The organism is Streptomyces sp. NPDC006134 (assembly GCF_040628835.1).
GTDB lineage: Bacteria > Actinomycetota > Actinomycetes > Streptomycetales > Streptomycetaceae > Streptomyces.
In genome coordinates this window covers 20,609-41,822 of the sequence record NZ_JBEXTV010000025.1, presented here as the reverse complement: position 1 = coordinate 41,822, position 21,214 = coordinate 20,609, and the positions used below count along the sequence as shown (strand labels likewise).

The window sequence follows — 21,214 nt, the reverse complement described above, 5'->3', positions numbered from 1 at the left end:
CCCCACGCGGACGACACGCGCGCGGTTTTCTTTGTGAGAGGCACGCGCCCGATCTAACGTCGGTGGGGCGCGACTCGGACGTGATAGGACGTGATAGGTCCTGATGTCCGGACAATGACGATCCGACCGCTGGGCCATCGACCAGAACCCCCCGAAGGGCAGGCCGCTCCGTGCCGGCACGACCGCGTACCCGTCTGCGTACCCGTCCGAGAACCGCCCCGACTCCCCTGGTCACCCTGACCGCCCTGGCCGCCCTGTTCTCCCTCGCCGCGACGGCCGCCTCGCCGGGCACCGCCGGCGCCGAAGTCCCCTCCCGGGCCCCGCTCTTCGAGGAACAGGTCCTCTTCAAGGCCGCCCGGGACCCCGGTTACGCCTGCTTCCGCATCCCGGCGATCGTGCGGACCACGCGCGGCACGCTCCTCGCCTTCGCCGAGGGACGCGTCCTCAACTGCGGGGACGCCGCCGACATCGACATCGTCCTCAAACGCTCCACCGACGGCGGCCGGACCTGGGGCCCGCTGACGGTCGTCGACGACGGCGGCGGCGACACGCACGGCAACCCGGTCCCGGTCGTGGACCGGGAGACCGGCCGCGTCCTGCTCGCCGAGACGTACAACACCGGCCGCACGGACGCGGCCGGCTGCGCGGTGCCCTGCGACCGCCGCCCCCACCTCCGGTACAGCGACGACGACGGCCGCACCTGGTCGGCGCCGCGCGACCTGAGCGAGGAGATCCTGCCCGCCCACTGGAACTCCTGGTACGCCACCGGCCCCGTGCACGGTATCCAGCTCGCCCACGGCGAGCACGCGGGGCGCCTGGTCTTCGGCGTCAACGCCGAGACGTGGGACGGCGAGCGGGTCACCGCGCACCACGCGGCGCTGATCGTCAGCGACGACGGCGGCGAGAGCTGGCGGATCGGCGCCACCGACACCTGGCCGGTCCCCGCGAACGCGCCGTTCCGGCAGAAGCCGTCCGAGCTGACCCTCGCCGAGCGGGCCGACGGCACGATCCTGGTCAGCGGCCGGGAACAGGACGGCACCGACCTCGGCCACCGCAGCCAGACCGTCAGCCGCGACGGCGGCGACACCTTCGCCGCGCCCTTCCGGGCCCTGCCCGGCCTGTACACCCCCCAGGTGCAGGGCGCCCTGCTCCGTCTGGGCGACCGCCTGCTGCTGTCCGCCCCGGCCGACCCCGACCGCCGCCGCACGATGGCCCTCCGCTCCTCCTACGACGGCGGCGCCACCTGGGAGAGCGTGGACCGCGCCACCGTCGTCACCCGGGACTGGGCCGGCTACTCCGACCTGGTCGCGATCGACGACACGGCGACCACGACGACCGTGGGACTGCTGTACGAGGCCGGGGCCGCCGACGCGCGCGACGAGATCCGCTTCGCCCGCTTCACCGAGGACCGGCTGACGCCGCGCCGCGGCCCGGACCCCACCACGCCGGACCTCGCGCCGGGCGCCGCGCCCGCGGCCGTCCTCGGCGGTGCCGCGGCGACGGACGGCGTGATCGGCGGCGCGCTCGCCTTCGACGGCGCCGACGACGCCGTACGGCTGCCGTACCGTGCCGCGCTGCCCCTGGGCACGAAGGACTTCACCGCGTCGCTGTGGTTCCGGTACACGGCGACGCGCGGGGAGCAGCCGCTGCTGTGGATGGGCGGGACCGGCACTACCCAGCCCCAGGTGTGGCTGCGGGCCGAGCCCGCGCACGACCGCGTCCAGGGGCTGATCACCGTACGCGACGGCGTGTCCGCCCCGCGGTCGGCGTACGTGCGCGCCGCGGGCGCCCGCAACGACGGCCGCTGGCACCACGTGGCGCTGCGCCGGGACGGCACGCGGCTGACCCTGTTCCTCGACGGCGTGGCGCTCGGCACGGCGGCGGACGTGCCCGGCTCGGTCAGCCGGAACTCGCCGTTCGGGGTGCACGTCGGCCAGCGCGTGGACAGCCGGGCGTTCTTCACCGGGGCGATCGACGACGTACGGGTGTGGGACCGGGCCCTGACGGACGAGGAGATCGCCGGGCTGGACTCGGACCGGGCGCCGCGGGGCACGGTCCTGTCGCTGCCCCTGGACCAGGTGAGCCCCGGCGGCTGACGCCCCGGGCGCGGACGGACGCGGACGGACGCGGACGGACGCCGATGGACGCGGACGGACGCGGACGCGGACGGACGCCGATGGACGCGGACGGACGCGGACGCGGATGGATACGGACGGGCGCGACCGGGCGTGGACGGTGCGGCTCAGCCGGACCGCGTCCCGGTACCGGCCGCCGCCGCGCGCGCTCCCCGCGGGCTCCCCGTGGCGTCCTCCGCGTCCGCGTCGCGCGCCCGGCGTTTGGCGATCACCGCGCACACCATCAGCTGCATCTGGTGGAAGAGCATCAGCGGCAGCACCGCCAGCGAGGCGTGCGCGCCGAACAGGACGCTCGCCATGGGCAGGCCGGCGGCGAGGGACTTCTTCGAGCCCGCGAACTGGATCGCGATGCGGTCCTCGCGGCCGAAGCCCAGCGCCTTGGCCCCGTACCAGGTCAGGGCGAGCATCACGGCCAGCAGGACGGCCTCGACGACCAGCAGCCCGGCCAGCCGGACAGGGCTCACCTGGTGCCAGATGCCCTGGACCACGCCCTCGCTGAACGCGGTGTAGACGACGAGCAGGATCGAGCCGCGGTCGACGAGCCCGAGGGCCTTCTTGTGGCGGGCGACGAAACCGCCGATCCAGCGCCGCAGCAGCTGCCCGGCGACGAACGGCACCAGCAGCTGGAACACGATCTCCAGCAGCGAGTCGGCGGAGAACCCGCCGCTGCTGTGCAGCAGGGCGGCGGCCAGCAGCGGCGTGACGACGATGCCGGCCAGGGAGGAGAAGGAGCCCGCGCAGATGGCGGCGGGCACGTTGCCGCGGGCGATGGAGGTGAAGGCGATCGACGACTGGATGGTCGACGGGACGAGGGTGCAGAACAGCAGGCCCTGGTAGAGGGGATGGGTCAGGAACACCGGGACCAGGCCGCGGGCCGCCAGCCCCAGCAGCGGGAAGACGGCGAACGTGCAGGCCAGCACCGTGACGTGGAGCCGCCAGTGGCGCAGCCCGTCCAGCGCCTCGCGGGTGGAGAGCCGGGCGCCGTACAGGAAGAACAGGAACGCGATCGCCGCCGTGGAGAGGCCGGAGACGGCGTCCGCCGCCGTCCCGCGCGCCGGCAGCAGCGCCGCAAGGCCCACCGTCCCGAGCAGCAGCACGATGTACGGGTCGACCGGCATCCGACGGGGCCATCGCAGGTGTTTCACGGTGCTCCATTGCTCGCTGACGGGGTGCGCGCCCTCCACACACGGAGGCGGCAGGGCCACGGCGCAGGGAGACGCGGGTGCGGGGACACGGGTCCCCCCTTCATCGTGCTCCTCTCCCGGGCGATCGGGAATCCCGCATACCGCTCTGACTGTCATCACGTACCGCGATAGCCTTCCTCTCATGTACGACCCGTCCCACCTGCGCACCTTCCTGTCGGTGGCCCAGACGCTGAGCTTCACGCAGGCCGCCCGGCGGCTCGGGCTGCGCCAGTCGACCGTCAGCCAGCACGTGCGGCGCCTGGAGGACGCCACCGGGCGGCAGCTGTTCACCCGGGACACCCACTCCGTGGAGCTGACCGAGGACGGCGAGGCGATGCTCGGTTTCGCCCGGCGCATCCTGGAGGTGCACGAGCAGGCGACGGCGTTCTTCACCGGTCCCCGGCTGCGCGGCCGGCTGCGGTTCGGGGCGTCCGAGGACTTCGTGCTGACCCGGCTGCCGGAGATCCTGGAGCGGTTCCGGCACGATCACCCCGAGGTCGACCTGGAACTGACGGTGGAGCTGTCCGGCACCCTGCACGAGCAGCTGGCCGCCGGGAAGCTGGACCTGGTGCTGGCCAAGCGGCGCGCCGAGGACCCGCGGGGCGAGCTGGTCTGGCGGGACCGCCTGGTGTGGATCGGCGCGGAGCGGCTGCGCCTGGACCCCGACCGCCCCGTCCCGCTGATCGTCTATCCGCCGCCCGGCATCACCCGGGCCCTGGCCATGGAAGCGTTGCAGCGGCAGGGCCGCGCCTGGCGCGTGGCCTGCACCAGCGGCAGCCTCAACGGCCTGATCGCGGCGGCCCGCGCCGGCCTCGGCGTGATGGCGCACTCGCGCGGGCTCGTCCCGCCCGGCCTGGTCCGGGTGCGGGAGCGGGCGGGCCTGCCGGAGCTCGGCGCGGTCGACTTCGTCCTGCTGCACGGCCGTCACCGCCCCGCCGCCCAGAGCGCCGCGAACGCCCTGGCGAGCGCCGTCCTGGCGAGCGGACTGCCGCGGCGCCCGCCGGGGTGACGCCACCGTGGCCGTGGGGGGCCTCTTGACGGGCGGACGCGTTCCCCCCATGTTTACGAGCACTCCGTCAACTGAATACACCGAGGTGACCCGTGAGAAGCCTCAGATCCCGCGCCGCCCTGTGCGCGGCCACCGCCCTCGCCCTTCTCACCGCGGTCCTGGGCGGCCCCGTGTCCTCCCCCGCGGCAGCCGCTCCACCGGGCGGGCCGGCCTTCGCCGTCCAGCCCGCCAGGGCGGCGCTCGCCCGGCTGCTGCCCCGCCACGTCTCGCAGTTCCGCCTCGTCCCGGTGAGCCGCCCCGCGTCCGGCGACTACTTCGCCGTCTCCGGCCGCGCCGGCGACATCCGCGTCCGGGGCACCAGCCCCGCCGTGCTCCTCAGCGGCGTCAACTGGTACCTGAAGTACACGGCCGAGGTGGACATCGGCTGGCCCGGGACGAGCACGGCGCAACTGCCCCGCACCCTGCCCGCGCCCGCGGGCACCGTCCGCAAGGACGCGTCGGTGCCGCACCGGTTCGCGCTCAACGACACCGACGACGGCTACTCCGGCGCCTACCGCGACTGGGCCTCCTACGAGCGGCAGATCGACCTCCTCGCCCTGCACGGCGTGAACGAGGTCTTCGTCCAGATGGGCGCCGACGCCGTCTACCACGAGACCCTCCGGGAGTTCGGCTACTCCGAGGACGAGCTCAGGTCCTGGATCCCGGGCCCGGCGCACCAGCCGTGGTGGCTGATGCAGAACATGTCCGGCTTCGGCGGCCCCGTCTCCGAACGGCTCCTGAAGGACCGCGCCAGGCTCGGCCGCAGGATCGCCGACCGGCTGCGCGACCTCGGGATGACCCCGGTGCTGCCCGGCTACTACGGCACCGTTCCCCCGGAGTTCACCGAGAAGAACCCCACCGGGCCGGTCGTCCCGCAAGGCGACTGGGTCGGCTTCGAGCGGCCCGACTGGCTCGACCCGCGCAGCGAGATGTTCCCCGAGGTCGCCGCCTCGTTCTACCGGCACCAGCGGAAGATGTTCGGCGACTCCACGATGTACAAGATGGACCTGCTGCACGAGGGCGGCCGGCCCGGGAACGTGCCCGTCGCGGATGCCGCCAGGGCCGTGATGAACGCCCTCCAGACCGCGCACCCCGGTGCCGTCTGGACGCTGATCGGCTGGCAGAAGAACCCCTCGACGCAGATCATCGACGCCGTCGACAAGAGCAGGCTGTTCATCGTGGACGGCCTGTCCGACCGCTACGACGGCCTCGACCGCGAAGCCGCCTGGCACGGCGCGCCCTACGCCTTCGGCACCATCCCCAACTTCGGCGGTCACACCACCATCGGCGCCAACACCGCCGTGTGGGCCGAACGCTTCGAGCAGTGGCGCACCAAGCCCGGCAGCGCCCTGGCGGGCATCGCCTACCTGCCGGAGGGCACCGGCGGCAACCCCGTGGCCTACGAGCTGTTCACCGAACTGGCCTGGCGGACGGGCCCGGTGGACCACCGGGCGTGGTTCGCCGCGTACGCCGAGCGCCGCTACGGCGGTGCCGACCCGCACGCCGCCAGGGCGTGGGAGCTGCTGCGCACCGGCCCCTACAGCACCCCCTCCGGCACCTGGAGCGAGGCGCAGGACAGCCTCTTCACCGCCCGCCCCCGGCTGACGGCCACCAAGGCGGCGAGCTGGAGTCCGGACGCGATGCGCTACGACCCCGCCACCGTGTACCGGGCGCTGGTGGAGCTGCTGAAGGTCGCGCCCGCCCTGCGCGCCACCGACGCCTACCGCTTCGACCTGGTCGACGTCGCCCGTCAGGTCCTGGCCAACCGCAGCCGGTCCCTGCTTCCGCAGATCAAGGCCGCCTACGACGCCAAGGACCTGCCGCTCTTCCGGGAGCGGGCGGCCGAGTGGAAGCGCGACCTCGCCCTGCTGGACGAGCTGCTCGCCACCGACACCCGGTTCCTGCTCGGCCCCTGGCTGGAGGACGCCAGGTCCTGGGGCCGCACCGAGGCGGAGCGGGCCGCCGCCGAGTTCGACGCCCGCTCGATCCTCACCACCTGGGGCCACCGTTCCGGCAGCGACGCGGGCGGCCTGCGGGACTACGCCAACCGGGAGTGGTCCGGGCTGGTCTCCGGCTTCCACGCGATGCGCTGGACGACGTACCTCGACTCCCTCGACACCGCGCTGGCCACCGGGCGGGCGCCGGCCGCCATCGACTGGTTCGCCCTCGAGAACGCCTGGAACCTCCGGCGCGACCACCACCCCGTCAAGGCCTCGGGCGACCCCGTGGCACGGGCCACCGCGGTGCTCGGCGCCGTGCCCACGCCCGGCTGACCGCACGGCCGGCATCCGCGCGTCGCCGCCGCCCCGCCCCTCAGCGGACCGCCGGGGAACGCCGCGTACCGCCCGCGGCGGGCGGCGCGGCCTCCGGGGGCGGGGGCGAGGGCGGGGCGGCCGGGGCGCGGCGGCCCTGGGCGAGGACTCCGGTGAGGAGGATCCGGAGGATCTCGCGGAGTTCGATCTGGAGCGGGGCCAGGGCGTCGGGGTCCTGGCACCAGCGGTAGAGCAGCCCGAGGTAGGAGTCCCGCAGGATGTTGCCCACGCGGAGCGGATCGATGTCCTGCGCGATCTCCCCGCGCTCACGCCCCGCTTCGATGACGGACGCGAACATCTGACCGGTGTACGGCTCCTCCAGCAGCGGGCGGCCCGCCTTCACCCAGGCCGTCAGCATCACGGGGACGATGTCCCGCTCGGCCTCGTTGATGTCGGCGAGCACGGCCACGCACCGCTCCAGGTGCACCGTCACGCCGTCGTCACGGGACCGCATCGACTGCTCCATACGCTCCTCCAGCCGCCTGCGCCGGGCCTGGGCCCAGGCGGTGACGAGGTCCTCCTTGCGCTGGAAGTAGTTGAAGAAGGTCCCCCGTGCGACGTCGGCACGCTCGGCGATCTGGTCGATGGTCGTGCCGTCGTACCCCTGCCGGGCGAACAGCTCCAGAGCGGAGGTGTAGATCCGCTCGCGCACCCGCTGCTTGCTGCGCTCCCGGCGCCCCATCGGCTGGGGAGCGCCTTCGCTCGCCGGTTCCTTCATCCGCCTCACCCGTCCGACTGCTGCCTCCGCCCCGCCTGCTGTTCTTGTACCACAGTTCAAACCTAGGTGGAGGTGCGGCTTCGCACCGCCCTGGCGGGCACCTTCCGCAGGGTGTCTTTACGAAAACATGAACTCCAGTCCATGAATGAACTGGTAAGCAGGAAGCAGGAGGCAGGAACAGAGAAGGAACATCCCATGCCGGAAACACAGACCGCTGCGCGCGAACCGCGATTGACCCGCCGTCTGCTGTTCGTCCTGGCGGCCGTCTGCGGGGTGACGACCGCCAACGCCTACTACGCGCAGCCCTTGCTCGACCGGATCTCCGACGACCTGGGCGCGTCGACCGCCGAGGTGTCGGCCCTCGTCACGGCCGGGCAGATCGGTGCCGCGTCCGGACTGCTGTTCATCGTGCCCGCGGCGGACATCATGCGCCGTCGTACGCTGCTGACCTGCCTGTTCACCGCCAACGCCCTGGCCTTGGCGGGCAGCGCCCTGGCACCGGGGGCGGGGCTGCTGACGGCCCTGTCCTTCGTGATCGGGGTGGGGGCGGTGGCGATTCCCATTCTGACGGCGTACACCGCGGGGCTCGCCGACGACGCCACGCGCGGACGCGCGCTGGGCGTGGTGATGGGCGGCGTGCTCTTCGGCATCCTGCTGTCCCGCACCGTGGCCGGCCTGATCGCCGCCGTGGGGGGCTGGCGCAGCGTGTACGCGGTGGCCGCGGTGCTGATGGCCGCGGTGGCGGTGGTCATCCGCTCTGTCGTGTCGTCGGCCGCGCCCTCCCTGGGCGTGCCGTACGGCGTCCAGGTGTGGTCGGTGCTGACCCAGTTCCGCCACCACCCGGTCCTGCGCACCCGCTGCTTCCTGGGTGCGTGTGTGATGGCCGCGTTCACGGCGTTCTGGACCAGCGCCGCCTTCCTCCTGGCCCGTCCGCCCTACTCGTACGGCCAGGTGGGCATCGGCGTCTTCGCGCTGTCCGGGGTGGCCGGTGCGCTGATGACCTCGTCGGGCGGAAGGCTCATCGACCGGTTCCGGCACCGGCGCTGGCAGTCGACCGGTGTGGGCCTGGCCGTGCTCGGTCTGTCCTTCGGGGTGCTCGCTCCGGGGCGTACGCACCTCGTGTGGCTGGTGGCCGGCGCCGTGCTCATGGACGCCGCGGTGCAGGCGGTCCACGTGACCAACCAGAGCGTGGTGTACGAGGTGGACCCGTCGGCGCGGGCGAGGATCGCCGGCGGTTACATGACCTCGTTCGCCCTGGGCGGCGCCGCCGGCTCGGCCCTGTCCGCGCAGGCGTACGACCACTGGGGCTGGTACGGAGCCTGCTGGGTGGGCGCGGCCTTCAGCGCCGCCGGGCTTCTGGTGTGGCTGCTGGGCGGGGGCAGCGAGCGCGCGGCCCAGCGGCAGCAGCAGCGCGAGAGGACGGCTCCCGCCGCGGCATGGCCACCCGCCGGCTGAGGGGTGCCCCGCTCGCCCGTCCGGCACAGGCCGGGCGAGGGAGGAGACCTCCGGCCCACCGGGCGACGGACGACGCGGTGCGGGACGGGACGGGACGCGGGTGCGCGGCGCCGGGCGGCACCGGAGTGACGCATCCGGCCGCGTCCGCGCTGACAGAGGAGGAGGTCCCGTCCCGGAGGTGAGCCCGGCTCCGGCGGCCGGCGCGTGTACAGATTCGGTGGAGATGACGGCACCGGAACTTACCCGGCCGTCAGGAATCCGTCCGCCCCCTCCCCGTATGCGCGCATTCTCCCCGGCTGACCAGCGCGAACGTGAGCATCGCTCACCCTCCGTCCCCCTCCCCTCCCCCCGCCCCGGTGGGGTAGCTTTCACGGCGCTGTGCCGGACGTCACAAGGAGCGGAGCGGGTTTGCGCGAGTTCACCAGCCCTCCGTCGGCTCTGGCGCCGCCCGTGGGCGGTCTGGCCGACGCCGTCTTCCAGCACGCCGCCGACGACCCGTCGCGCGTCGCCCTCGGCCGCAAGGACGAGGCCGGGCGGTGGCGGGACGTGACCGCCGCCGCGTTCCGCGACGAGGTGCTGGCCCTCGCCAAAGGGCTGCTGGCGCAGGGCGTCCGGTTCGGCGACCGGGTCGCGATCATGTCCCGCACCCGCTACGAGTGGACGTTGTTCGACTTCGCGCTGTGGACGATCGGCGCCCAGGTGGTGCCGGTGTATCCGACGTCGTCGGCGGAGCAGTGCTTCTGGATGCTGTACGACGCCGAGGTCACCGCGGCGGTCGTGGAGCACGAGGACCACGCCATGACGATCGCCACCGTCATCGGACGGCTGCCGCACCTGCGCCGGCTGTGGCAGCTGGACGCCGGTGCCGTACGGGAGCTGTACGACGCCGGAGCCCACCTCGACGACGAGGTGGTGCACCGCCACCGGCGGGCGGTCACCCCCGGCTCCGTCGCGACGGTCGTCTACACCTCCGGCACCACCGGCCACCCCAAGGGCTGTGTGCTCTCGCACGGCAACCTCATGTACGAGGCAGACACCGTCATCCGGCGCTGGGAGCCGGTGTTCCGCTCCCGGAAGGGCGACGAGGCGGCGACCCTGCTCTTCCTGCCGCTCGCGCACGTCTTCGGGCGGATGGTGGAGGTCGCCGCGGTCCGCGGCAAGGTCCGCTTCGGCCACCAGCCGCGGCTCGACGCGGCGGCGCTCCTGCCCGACCTGGCCGCCTTCCGCCCGACGTTCGTCCTCGCCGTGCCGTACATCTTCGAGAAGGTGTTCCACGCGGCCCGGCGCACGGCGGAGCGGGAGGGCAGGGCGGGGGCGTTCGAGAAGGCCGTCGACGTCGCCGTGCGGTACGCGGAGGCGGTGGAGGCCAAGGCGTGGGGCGCCGGCCCCGGCCCGTCGGCCGCGCTGCGCGTACAGCACCAGCTGTTCGACAAGCTCGTCTACGCCAGGGTCCGGGACGCGATGGGCGGCCGGGTGCGGCACGCGATGTCGGGCGGTTCGGCCATGGACCGGCGGCTCGGGCTGTTCTTCGCGGGCGCGGGCGTGCAGATCTACGAGGGGTACGGCCTGACCGAGTCCACCGCCGCCGCGACGGCCAACCCGCCCGGGCGCACCCGCTACGGCACCGTCGGGCGGCCCATCCCCGGCGTCACCGTGCGCATCGCCGACGACGGCGAGGTATGGCTGCGCGGCGCCACCGTCTTCCAGGGCTACCTGAACAACCCCGAGGCCACCGGCGCGGCCCTGCGCGACGGCTGGCTGGCCACCGGCGACCTGGGCTTCCTCGACGGGGACGGCTACCTCACCCTCACCGGCCGCAAGAAGGAGATCCTCGTCACCTCGGGCGGCAAGAGCGTCTCACCGGGCCCGCTGGAGGAACGGGTCCGGGACCATCCGCTGGTCAGCCAGTGCCTCGTCGTCGGCAACGACCGCCCGTACGTCGCCGCGCTCGTCACCCTCGACCCGGAGGCGGTCGAACACTGGCTGACCATGCGCAACAAGCCCCGCATGACCCCGGCCGCGCTGGTGCGCGACGCCGACCTGGAGGCGGAGGTGCGGCGCGCGGTCGTCGCCGCGAACACCCTGGTCTCGCAGGCCGAGTCGATCCGCACCTTCCGCATCCTGGCCCACCCGTTCACCGAGGAGGAGGGGCTGCTGACGCCGTCGCTGAAGCTGAAGCGGAAGGCGATCGAGAAGGCGTACGCGGACGTGGTGGAGGCGCTGTACCGCACGTGACGTCCGCGGGCTTCCGTCTCCCTCTGTTTTTCCGGGGTCCGGAATGCATCGCGGCCCGCGATAGTTGACCATGGGAGTACCACCTGACCACAGAAACGAAGGATCAACAGCTCGTGAGCAGCCAGGTCCCCCCGATCATCCTGAACAACGGCGTCGAGATGCCCCAGCTGGGCTTCGGCGTCTGGCAGGTGCCGGACGACGAGGCCCAGACGGCCGTCGCGACGGCCCTGGAGGCCGGGTACCGCAGCATCGACACAGCGGCGATCTACGGCAACGAGGAGGGCACCGGCAAGGCCATCGCCGCCTCCGGCCTCCCCCGCGAGGAGCTCTTCGTCACCACCAAGCTCTGGAACAGCGACCAGGGCTACGACTCCACGCTGCGCGCCTTCGACACCTCCCTGGCCAAGCTCGGCCTGGAGTACGTGGACCTCTACCTGATCCACTGGCCGCTGCCGTCCAAGGACCGCTACGTCGACACGTACAAGGCGTTCGAGAAGCTCCACGCCGACGGCCGCATCCGCGCCATCGGCGTCTCCAACTTCCTGCCCGAGCACCTGGACCGTCTGATCGCCGAGACGTCCGTCGTCCCGGCCGTCAACCAGATCGAGCTGCACCCGCACCTGCAGCAGCGGGCCGCCCGCGAGTACCACGCCGCGCAGGGCATCGCCACCGAGGCATGGTCGCCGCTGGGCCAGGGCAAGGGCCTGCTGGAGGTCCCGGCGATCGTGGCCATCGCCCGCAAGCACGGCCGCACCCCCGCCCAGGTCGTGCTGCGCTGGCACATCCAGCTCGGCAACGTCGTGATCCCGAAGTCCGTGACGCCGTCGCGGATCAAGGAGAACATCGCCGTGTTCGACTTCAGCCTGGACGACGAGGACCTCGCGGCGATCAGCGCCCTGAACGAGGACCGGCGCCTGGGTCCGGACCCGGCGGCGTTCGACATGGCCTGACGGACCGGCGGTCCGTCCCGGCGGCGTTCGAGACGTCCGGGACGACCTGGACCGGAGCCGGTGCGAAGGCCCGGCCCGCCTCGCGGCGAACCGCGGGGACGGGCCGGGCCTTCGCCCGTTTCATGCCGGCCGGACCGCCGTGTGCACGGTGTGCGCCGCCAGCAGGAACACATCCGGCCGCCGGTGGACGCTCGCCTCGTCCTCCGGGTCGAGGAGCCGGTCGAGGGTGGCGCGGTCGGTGGCGTCGAGACGGTCGTCCTGGGCCTCGCGCAGGCGGCCGAGGGAGGTGGCGATGTGGCCGCGGACCCGGTCGGAGGCCGGGGCGGGCAGGTCGAGCAGGAAGCTGCGGCTGCCGGTGTGCTTCAGCCCGGCGGCGGTCAGCAGGCCCGGCCAGTCCTCCGTCTCGGCGACCGCGCCGGGCAGGCTCGCGCGCATCTCGGCGAACCGCTCCTCCTGGGCCGCGTCCAGCCGCGCCTGGAGTCCCGGGCGCCCGATGCCGATGTCCCGCGGCAGGAACCGCATCGGCAGTCCGCCCTCCAGGATCGCCAGCGTGCCGCCCGGCGCGAGGCGCTCGCCGAAGGCGGCGAGGGCCGCCCGCTGGTCGCCCAGGTGGTGCAGGCTGCGGCTGGCCCACAGCAGGTCGGCGGGGTGGTCGAGGTCGTCCAGCACGCCGGGCAGCTCCCCGGCGAGGGTGCCGAAGCGGTCCGCCACACCGAGGCGGGCGGCGCGGGCGCGGGCCCGCTCCAGCAGCGGCCCGGCACCGTCGGCGGCGACGACGCGGGCGCCGGGGAAGGCGTCCGCGAGCAGGCAGGAGACGACACCCGGTCCGCTGCCCGCGTCGACGACCAGTCCCGGGTCCGGTACGTCCCGCGCCAGCCAGGCCAGGGCCTGGGTGTAGAGGGGGCTGAACAGCTCCGCCTCCGCCTCCAGCAGCGGCGCCATGCCGGCCCAGTCGATGTCGGCGTGGTCGTGGTCGTGGCCGTGGTGCCCATGGAGGTCGTGGCCGTGGTGTCCATGGGGGTGAGGACCGGGGTGGGGTCCGCCGGCGTCCGGGGCGTGGGAGCCGTGGGGGTGTCCGTGGTCGTGGGCCGTGGTGGCCGGCTTCTCGTTCGCCATGATCCCAGCGTGCGCCGAGGCACCGCGGAACGGCCACCGTTGTTGCCGTTCCGGCAACAACGGTGGCCGGCCGGCGGGGAAACCGGCGGTGAGATCCGCGGGCCGCCGGGCCCCGGCCCGGGAAGACCGGGCCCCGGCGGGACCGCCTGCCCGCGCCGGCTACGGCAGCGGCGGGTAGGCGTTCTGCATCAGCTGCCGGAACTGGGCCGAGAACCAGTGTCCGGACAGCGGCGCGTCCGGGAGGGCGCCGGACTTGTTGTGGTTGTTGCGCGGGTTGCCGGTGTACGTCGGGTCGCACATCCGGTCGAAGCCCTTGCCCTCGGTGTTCGGGATCTCCTTGCTCGCGCCGTCCGACTCCCCCGGCGGCTTCATCCACACGTAGGCGTCGATGCCCGGCTCGGGGTTGGCCCGCGGCCGTTCGCCGAGTCCCGCCCCGTCCTGGTTGCACCAGTTGCCGAGGTGGATGCGGCGGTCGTAGCGGCCGCCGTCGACGTAGGTGTCGACGCTGGTCGTGGCGCCCGGACCGGTGGGCCGCTCGGCGCCGCCCCAGCCGTTGCGGGAGGTGTCGATCAGCATGCCGATCTTGGAGTCGAAGCCGATCGAGACCAGCTTGTCGCGCATGGCCTGGGCGTAGGACAGCTCGTCGGTGTAGCGGTTCCAGTCCACCCACTTGGACTGGCGCACGGACGTGCCGTTCACGGTGTCCGTGATCTTGAAGTGGTCCTCCTTGAGGGCGCTGTAGTTGGCGGTGTTGACGATGAAGCCGTGCACGTCGGCGACGGTGGCGCCCTCGGTGGTGGCGGCCGTCTTGAACATGTCGGCGGAGGCGCCGAAGTTGTCGTCCCAGCCGAGCCAGCCGTGGTGGCCGGCGTCGATGTAGTTGTAGACGTTGGGGATGTCGCCCAGCTTGTTCAGCGCGTAGCCGACGCCCTTCTGGTAGTTGCCGTTGGCCTTCATCACGTCACAGTTGGGGGTGGCGGTGGGCCGGGGCGTGACGTTGGTGACGAGGTTGGGCAGGGAGTCGATCTCGATCGTGGTGACGATCCGCAGGCCCGCGTACTTCGGGTCGGCGAGGATCGCGGCGATCGGGTCGATGTACTCCTTCTTGTACCGGTCGATCTCCGTCGGGCCCAGTTCGCCGTTGGAGGCGAGGGCCGCGCAGTCACGGCCGGGCAGGTTGTAGACGACGAGCTGGATGTAGAGCTCGCCGGAGCCCTTCTGCTTCAGCGCCTCGTCGAGGTGGTCGCGCAGGCCCATGCCGCCGTTGACGCCGTTGATGGCGGCGATCCGGTCGAGCCAGACACCGGTCGGCTGGTTGCTGATCCGGCTGCCGCCCGGCTCGGCGGCGGCCTTCGCGGACCACTCGGGGTTCACGTACCCCTTGGCGCCGGCGTACGGGTTGTCGGCCTTGCCCGACGGGGTGGGCGGCGGGTCGGTGGGGCCGCCGGGTCCTCCGCTGCCGCCGTCGTCGACGTTGCAGGTGACGCCGTCGAGGGTGAAGGTGGCGGGGATCGCGTTGGTGCCGCTGTAGCTGCCCTGGAAGCCGAAGCCGACCGAGCCGCCGGTGGCCAACTGGCCGTTGTAGCTCTCGTTGACGGCGGTGACGGCGGTCCCGCTCTGGGTGACCTTGGCGTTCCAGGCGCTGGTGACCTTCTGGTTCCCGGCGTACGACCACTTCAGCTGCCAAGCGGACTTGGCGGCCCCGTGGTTGGTGACGGTGACGGCGGCGGTGAAGCCGGTGCTCCACTGGTTCTGCACCTTGTAGTCGACGGTGCAGGGGACGGCCGCCGCGCCGGTGTCGGCCGGGAACGCGGCGAACGCCGTTCCGGATGCCCCGGCGACGAGCGCGAGGGCGGCGAGTAACGCTGTTCTGGTGCGGCTCATGGGGGTTTCCTCACCGTTGACGTGCGTGTGGGGATGGCGCGGCCCCGGCTCCGTACGGCATCGGGTGACGTGTCGTCGGAGGCACGAGGCGGCGTGGGGAGGCGAGGTCGCGCGAGCGAACCCGCCGGCGCCGGAGGTGCCGTCGGCGGAAAGACCCTGGAAAGGGGTGGAACGCACGAGCGACCCCGCGCAGTCCGGGCGTGCCGTGACGGGCGCGCCGACTGGTGGAACCGCTCCCACTGGTGCCACCGAAGCTAGCGCCAAGTATCGGTAAAGAACAGGGGAGTTGCCGACTTTCTCTCGGGCCGTATCTATCGAATGATTTCGACTCTTCACGCATCTTGACCCCTTCTGCCGCCCTCTCCACTATGGGAGCGCTCCCACTGGTTCAAGGCTTGTTGCTCCTCCCCGCTCCTCCCACTCCCCTGTTCGAGCCGCAAGGAGGAACCAGCACCATGCATCCCGGACGCAGACGCAGACGCCGCGCCGCGCGGCGGCTGTGGACGGCCGCCCTGGCGGCCCTCGCACTCCCGCTCACCCTGGCGGGAACAGGCACGACCCAGGCCCACGCCGCGACGGTCCAGTGCAGCGTGGACTACAAGACCAACGACTGGGGCTCCGGCTTCACCGCGGAACTGACGCTCACCAACCGCGGCGCCCAGGCCCTCGACGGCTGGACGCTGACGTACGCCTACACGGGCAACCAGAAGCTGACCAACGGCTGGAACGGCACCTGGTCCCAGTCCGGCCAGAACGTCACCGTGAAGAACGCCTCGTACAACGGGCGGGTCGCCGCCGGCGCCGCCGTCTCCACCGGCGCGCAGTTCACCTACAGCGGCACCAACGCCGCGCCGACGAGCTTCGCGGTCAACGGCACCCCGTGCACCGGCGCGCACCAGCCGCCGATCACCGTGCTCACCAGCCCCGCCGCGGGCGCGGTCTACTCGCAGGGCGAGGCGGTCCCGCTGGCGGCCACGGCCGCCGCCGCGGACGACGCCACGATCACCAAGGTCGAGTTCTACGACGACACCAGGCTGCTGGGCACGGACACGAGCGCGCCGTTCTCCCTCTCGGTCACCGACCTGGCCGTGGGCAGCCACTCCCTCCTGGCGAAGGCGTACGACAGCCTGGGCGCGTCCGCCGAGTCCACCCCGGTCGGCATCACCGTCGCCTCGGGCCCGGCCGTGGTGGCGAGCCCCACCCAGCTGGGCGTGCAGCAGGGCAAGACGGGCACGTACGAGGTGAAGCTGTCCAAGCAGCCCACCGCGAACGTGACCGTGACGACCTCCCGCACGAGCGGCAACACGGGGCTGTCCGTCACCGGCGGCGCCTCGCTCACCTTCACCCCGCAGAACTGGGACACGGCGCAGAAGGTGACCGTCTCCGCCGACTCTTCCGGCACCGGCTCGGCGGTCTTCGAGTCCACCGCCCCCGGCCACGGCAAGGCCGCGGTGACCGTGACCCAGCTCGGCGCCACCAAGACGTACGACGCCCGCTTCCTGGAGCTGTACGGGAAGATCACCAACCCGGCCAACGGCTACTTCTCCCCCGAGGGCATCCCGTACCACTCGGTGGAGACGCTGATCGTCGAGGCGCCCGACCACGGCCACGAGACGACCTCGGAGGCGTACAGCTACCTGCTGTGGCTCCAGGCCATGTACGGCAAGGTGACCGGTGACTGGTCCAAGTTCAACGGGGCCTGGGAGATCATGGAGAAGTACATGATCCCCACCCACGCCGACCAGCCGACCAACTCCTCCTACAACGCCTCCAAGCCGGCGACGTACGCCCCCGAGCACGACACGCCCAACGAGTACCCGTCGAGGCTGGACACCGGCGTCTCCGTCGGGCCCGACCCGATCGCGGGCGAGCTGAAGAGCGCCTACGGCACGGACGACGTGTACGGCATGCACTGGATCCAGGACGTCGACAACGTCTACGGCTACGGCAACTCGCCCGGCAAGTGCGAGGCGGGCCCGTCGGACACCGGACCGTCGTACATCAACACCTTCCAGCGCGGACCGCAGGAGTCGGTGTGGGAGACGATCCCGCAGCCGACCTGCGACGCCTTCAAGTACGGCGGCAGGAACGGCTACCTGGACCTGTTCACGGGCGACGCCTCCTACGCCAAGCAGTGGAAGTACACCAACGCCCCGGACGCCGACGCGCGCGCCGTGCAGGCCGCGTACTGGGCGGACATCTGGGCCAAACAGCAGGGCAAGGGCTCGGAGGTCTCCGGGACCGTCGCCAAGGCCGCCAAGATGGGCGACTACCTGCGCTACGCCATGTTCGACAAGTACTTCAAGAAGATCGGCAACTGCACGAGCCCCTCCTGCCCGGCGGGCACCGGCAAGGACGCCTCGCACTACCTGCTGTCCTGGTACTACGCCTGGGGCGGCGCCGTGGACACCTCCGCGGGCTGGGCCTGGCGCATCGGCTCCAGCCACGCCCACGGCGGCTACCAGAACCCGCTGGCCGCCCACGCGCTCGCCAACTACGCGCCGCTGAAGCCGAAGTCGGCGACGGGCGCGGCGGACTGGTCCAAGTCGCTCGGCCGGCAGCTGGAGTTCTACCGCTGGCTCCAGTCCGACGAGGGCGCCATCGCGGGCGGCGCGACCAACAGCTGGGCGGGCCGCTACGCGACCCCGCCGGCCGGCAAGCCGACGTTCTACGGCATGTACTACGACGAGAAGCCGGTCTACCACGACCCGCCGTCCAACCAGTGGTTCGGCTTCCAGGCGTGGTCCATGGAGCGGGTCGCCGAGCTGTACCAGCAGACCGGCAACGCGCAGGCCAAGGCGGTCCTGGACAAGTGGGTCGACTGGGCGCTGGAGCACACCACCGTCAACCCGGACGGCACCTTCCGCATCCCGTCGACGCTCCAGTGGTCGGGCCAGCCCGACACCTGGAACCCGTCCTCGCCGGGCGCCAACAGCGGCCTGCACGTCACGGTCGCCGACTACACCAACGACGTCGGTGTGGCCGCGGCGTACGCCAAGACCCTGACGTACTACGCCGACCGCTCCGGCGACACGGAGGCGGCCCGGATCGCGAAGGCGCTGCTGGACGGCATGTGGGACAACCACCAGGACGCCCTCGGCATCGCCGTCCCGGAGACCCGCGCCGACTACAACCGCTTCGACGACCCGGTGTACGTGCCCAGCGGCTGGACCGGCACCATGCCGAACGGCGACGTGATCAACTCCTCGTCCACCTTCGACTCGATCCGCTCCTTCTACCAGGACGACCCGGCCTGGTCGAAGATCGAGTCCTATCTGGCGGGCGGTGCCGCGCCCGTCTTCACGTACCACCGGTTCTGGGCCCAGGCCGACATCGCCCTGGCCATGGGCTCGTACGCGGAGCTCCTCGAATAAGTCCCCGCTGACGCTCCGCGTTCCCGGCCGGGCGGCCCCCTCCCCTGCGAGGGCCGTCCGGCCGGCTCCTCTCGCCTTCTCGCGCGTCCCCTCCCGGACGGAAGGATCCCCACCGTGCGAAGAACCCGCATCCTCACGGCCGTACTGGCGCTGGCGGCCGGCCTGCTCACGGCCGGCCCGCCCGCTCTGGCCGCCGACCCCCCGCAGAAGGCGGCGGCGGTCGCCGCCGACACCTACACCTGGAAGAACGCCCGCATCGACGGCGGCGGCTTCGTCCCCGGCATCGTCTTCAACCGCACCGAGAAGAACCTCGTCTACGCCCGCACCGACATCGGCGGCGCCTACCGCTGGCAGCAGCCGACGAAGACGTGGACCCCGCTGCTGGACCACGTCGGCTGGGACGACTGGGGCCACACCGGCGTCGTCAGCCTCGCCTCCGACCCGGTCGACCCGGACAACGTGTACGTGGCGGCCGGGACGTACACCAACGACTGGGACCCGGGCAACGGGGCCGTGCTGCGCTCCGCCGACCGGGGCGCGACCTGGCGGAAGACGGACCTGCCGTTCAAGCTGGGCGGCAACATGCCCGGCCGCGGCATGGGCGAGCGCCTGGCGGTCGACCCGAACGAGAACAGCGTGCTCTACCTGGGCGCGCCCAGCGGCAAGGGCCTGTGGCGGTCGACAGACGCGGGCGTCACCTGGTCGCAGGTCACGGCCTTCCCCAATCCGGGGAACTACGCGCAGGACCCGACCGACACCTCCGGCTACGGCTCCGACAACCAGGGCGTCGTCTGGGTCACCTTCGACGAGTCCACCGGCACCGCGGGCAGCCCCACGAAGACGGTCTACGTCGGGATCGCCGACAAGGACAACGCGGTCTACCGCTCGACGGACGCGGGCGCCACCTGGCAGCGGCTGCCCGGCCAGCCGACCGGCTACCTGGCCCACAAGGGCGTCCTGGACGCGGAGAACGGTTATCTCTACCTCGCCTACAGCGACACGGGCGGCCCGTACGACGGCGGCAAGGGCCGGCTGTGGCGGTACGCGACGAAGACCGGCACCTGGACGGACATCAGCCCGGTCGCCGAGGCCGACACCTACTTCGGCTTCAGCGGGCTGACCGTGGACCGGCAGAGGCCCGGCACGGTGATGGCGACGGCGTACAGCTCCTGGTGGCCGGACACGCAGATCTTCCGCTCCACGGACAGCGGGGCGACCTGGACCAAGGCGTGGGACTACACGTCGTACCCGACCCGCGAGAACCGCTACACGATGGACGTGTCGTCCTCGCCGTGGCTGACCTGGGGCGCCAACCCGTCCCCGCCCGAGCAGACCCCGAAACTGGGCTGGATGACGGAAGCCCTGGAGATCGACCCGTTCGACTCCGACCGGATGATGTACGGCACCGGCGCGACGATCTACGGCACCGAGAACCTCACCGACTGGGACCGCGGGACGAAGTTCACCATCAAGCCGATGGTGCGGGGCCTGGAGGAGACCGCCGTCCTCGACCTGGCCTCGCCCCCGTCGGGCGCCCCGCTGCTCAGCGCGCTGGGCGACATCGGCGGCTTCCGCCACACGGACCTGGCCGAGGTGCCGTCGATGATGTTCACCCAGCCGAACTTCACCTCCACCACCAGCCTGGACTTCGCCGAGGCGAAACCGGACACGGTCGTCCGCGTCGGCAACCTGGACTCCGGTCCGCACATCGCCTTCTCCACGGACAACGGCGCCCACTGGTTCGGCGGGACGGACCCCGCCGGGGTCAGCGGCGGCGGCACGGTGGCCGCGGCGGCGGACGGCAGCCGCTTCGTGTGGAGCCCGCAGGGCGCCGGCGTGCACGTCGCGACGGGCTTCGGCACGTCCTGGACGGCGTCCAAGGGAATCCCCCAAGGCGCGATCGTGGAGTCCGACCGCGTCGACCCGAAGACGTTCTACGGCTTCAAGTCCGGCAGGTTCTACGTCAGCACGGACGGCGGCGCCACCTTCACGGCGTCCGCCGCGACCGGCCTGCCCGCCGGCGACAGCGTCCGTTTCAAGGCACTGCCCGGCGCGAAGGGCGACATCTGGCTGGCGGGCGGCGCACCGGACGGCGCCTACGGCCTGTGGCACTCCACCGACGGCGGGGCCACCTTCACCAAGCTGCCCAACGTCGAGCAGGCCGACACCGTCGGCTTCGGCAAGGCGGCACCGGGCGCCTCGTACCAGACGCTCTACACCAGCGCGAAGATCGGCGGCGTCCGCGGCATCTTCCGCTCCACCGACAAGGGCGCGACCTGGACCCGCGTCAACGACGACGCCCACCAGTGGGGCTGGACGGGCGCGGCGATCACCGGTGACCCGCGCGTGTACGGGCGGGTGTACGTGGCGACCAACGGGCGCGGGATCGTCTACGGCGAGCCCTCCGGCACCGGAGACGGCGGAACGGGCCCGACGCCCACGCCCACGCCCACGCCGGCCGGGGGGTGCTCGGTGACGTACAAGGTCACCCACCAGTGGCCGGGCGGCTTCCAGGCGGAGGTCCGGCTCGACAACACGGGCACGAGCGCCTGGGACGGCTGGTCGCTCGGCTGGACGTTCGCGGACGGGCAGAAGATCTCCCAGCTGTGGAACGCCGGGCACACCCAGTCGGGTCCGGCCGTGACCGTGCAGAACACCGGCTGGAACGCCAAGGTGGCCGCCGGTTCGTCCGTGGGCTTCGGGTTCACGGGCAGCTGGTCGGGGGCGAACACGAAACCGGCGTCGTTCAAGGCGGGCGACCGGGACTGCGCGGTGACCTGACCGCCCGGGGCGCGTGCCGCAC

12 protein-coding genes are annotated in these 21,214 nt (G+C 72.5%); 8 read left to right on the top strand and 4 right to left on the bottom strand.

Going from position 1 to position 21,214, the window contains the following annotated elements; all coding sequences use genetic code 11:
* The first annotated feature begins 194 nt into the window (after window positions 1-194).
* A complete protein-coding gene (locus ABZ340_RS18260) occupies window positions 195-2,096 on the top strand; it encodes an exo-alpha-sialidase (protein WP_358782833.1) in 1,902 nt (633 codons plus the stop codon).
* Window positions 2,097-2,242: 146 nt separating this feature from the next.
* On the opposite strand, the gene ABZ340_RS18255 is transcribed toward ABZ340_RS18260, so the two are convergent.
* Window positions 2,243-3,253, bottom strand: coding sequence for a bile acid:sodium symporter family protein (locus ABZ340_RS18255; protein WP_358782832.1), 1,011 nt, complete (start codon window positions 3,251-3,253; stop codon window positions 2,243-2,245).
* A 208-nt stretch (window positions 3,254-3,461) separates the two neighbouring features.
* On the opposite strand from ABZ340_RS18255, the gene ABZ340_RS18250 reads away from it, so the two are divergent.
* Together ABZ340_RS18250 and ABZ340_RS18245 are read left to right on the top strand one after the other, a co-directional pair.
* Complete coding sequence (locus ABZ340_RS18250) at window positions 3,462-4,328, top strand: LysR substrate-binding domain-containing protein (RefSeq protein WP_358782783.1); 867 nt, start codon at window positions 3,462-3,464, stop codon at window positions 4,326-4,328.
* Between the two features lie 92 nt (window positions 4,329-4,420).
* A complete protein-coding gene (locus tag ABZ340_RS18245; RefSeq protein WP_358782782.1) occupies window positions 4,421-6,640 on the top strand; it encodes an alpha-N-acetylglucosaminidase in 2,220 nt (739 codons plus the stop codon).
* A 40-nt stretch (window positions 6,641-6,680) separates the two neighbouring features.
* On the opposite strand, the gene ABZ340_RS18240 is transcribed toward ABZ340_RS18245, so the two are convergent.
* Complete coding sequence (locus ABZ340_RS18240) at window positions 6,681-7,397, bottom strand: TetR/AcrR family transcriptional regulator (protein WP_358782781.1); 717 nt, start codon at window positions 7,395-7,397, stop codon at window positions 6,681-6,683.
* Window positions 7,398-7,592: 195 nt separating this feature from the next.
* Here ABZ340_RS18240 and ABZ340_RS18235 point away from each other — a divergent pair, with 195 nt between their 5' ends.
* The 3 genes from ABZ340_RS18235 to ABZ340_RS18225 all read left to right on the top strand — a co-directional run bounded on the left by ABZ340_RS18235 (window position 7,593) and on the right by ABZ340_RS18225 (window position 12,037).
* Window positions 7,593-8,852: an MFS transporter gene (locus ABZ340_RS18235; protein WP_358782780.1), complete on the top strand. Its 1,260-nt coding sequence runs from the start codon at window positions 7,593-7,595 to the stop codon at window positions 8,850-8,852.
* Window positions 8,853-9,260: 408 nt separating this feature from the next.
* On the top strand, window positions 9,261-11,087 hold the full coding sequence (locus tag ABZ340_RS18230; RefSeq protein ID WP_358782779.1) for an AMP-dependent synthetase/ligase: 1,827 nt from the start codon (window positions 9,261-9,263) through the stop codon (window positions 11,085-11,087).
* Window positions 11,088-11,200: 113 nt separating this feature from the next.
* Window positions 11,201-12,037, top strand: coding sequence for an aldo/keto reductase (locus ABZ340_RS18225; RefSeq protein WP_358782778.1), 837 nt, complete (start codon window positions 11,201-11,203; stop codon window positions 12,035-12,037).
* 120 nt (window positions 12,038-12,157) lie between these two features.
* Here the strand turns inward: ABZ340_RS18225 and ABZ340_RS18220 are convergent, their stop codons facing one another.
* Window positions 12,158-12,979 carry a class I SAM-dependent methyltransferase gene (locus ABZ340_RS18220; RefSeq protein ID WP_358782831.1) on the bottom strand — a complete coding sequence of 274 codons (822 nt, stop codon included), beginning with the start codon at window positions 12,977-12,979 and terminating at the stop codon, window positions 12,158-12,160.
* A 333-nt stretch (window positions 12,980-13,312) separates the two neighbouring features.
* Window positions 13,313-15,037 carry a glycoside hydrolase family 6 protein gene (locus ABZ340_RS18215; RefSeq protein ID WP_358782777.1) on the bottom strand — a complete coding sequence of 575 codons (1,725 nt, stop codon included), beginning with the start codon at window positions 15,035-15,037 and terminating at the stop codon, window positions 13,313-13,315.
* 455 nt (window positions 15,038-15,492) lie between these two features.
* Between ABZ340_RS18215 and ABZ340_RS18210 the strand changes: the two genes are divergently transcribed.
* Entirely contained in the window at window positions 15,493-18,411 is a 2,919-nt protein-coding gene (locus tag ABZ340_RS18210) for a glycoside hydrolase family 48 protein (RefSeq protein ID WP_358782776.1), read from the top strand.
* Window positions 18,412-18,525: 114 nt separating this feature from the next.
* Window positions 18,526-21,192, top strand: coding sequence for a cellulose binding domain-containing protein (locus ABZ340_RS18205; protein WP_358782775.1), 2,667 nt, complete (start codon window positions 18,526-18,528; stop codon window positions 21,190-21,192).
* The last annotated feature ends 22 nt before the right edge of the window (window positions 21,193-21,214 follow it).

Excerpts from the sequence above, each read along its gene's own strand:
- ABZ340_RS18215 (WP_358782777.1), bottom strand. The coding sequence starts at position 15,037 with ATGAGCCGCACCAGAACAGCGTTACTCGCCGCCCTCGCGCTCGTCGCC.
- ABZ340_RS18210 (WP_358782776.1), top strand. The coding sequence starts at position 15,493 with ATGCATCCCGGACGCAGACGCAGACGCCGCGCCGCGCGGCGGCTGTGG.
- ABZ340_RS18250 (WP_358782783.1), top strand. The coding sequence starts at position 3,462 with ATGTACGACCCGTCCCACCTGCGCACCTTCCTGTCGGTGGCCCAGACG.
- ABZ340_RS18235 (WP_358782780.1), top strand. The coding sequence starts at position 7,593 with ATGCCGGAAACACAGACCGCTGCGCGCGAACCGCGATTGACCCGCCGT.
- ABZ340_RS18220 (WP_358782831.1), bottom strand. The coding sequence starts at position 12,979 with ATGGCGCCGCTGCTGGAGGCGGAGGCGGAGCTGTTCAGCCCCCTCTAC.
- ABZ340_RS18255 (WP_358782832.1), bottom strand. The coding sequence starts at position 3,253 with ATGCCGGTCGACCCGTACATCGTGCTGCTGCTCGGGACGGTGGGCCTT.
- ABZ340_RS18240 (WP_358782781.1), bottom strand. The coding sequence starts at position 7,397 with ATGAAGGAACCGGCGAGCGAAGGCGCTCCCCAGCCGATGGGGCGCCGG.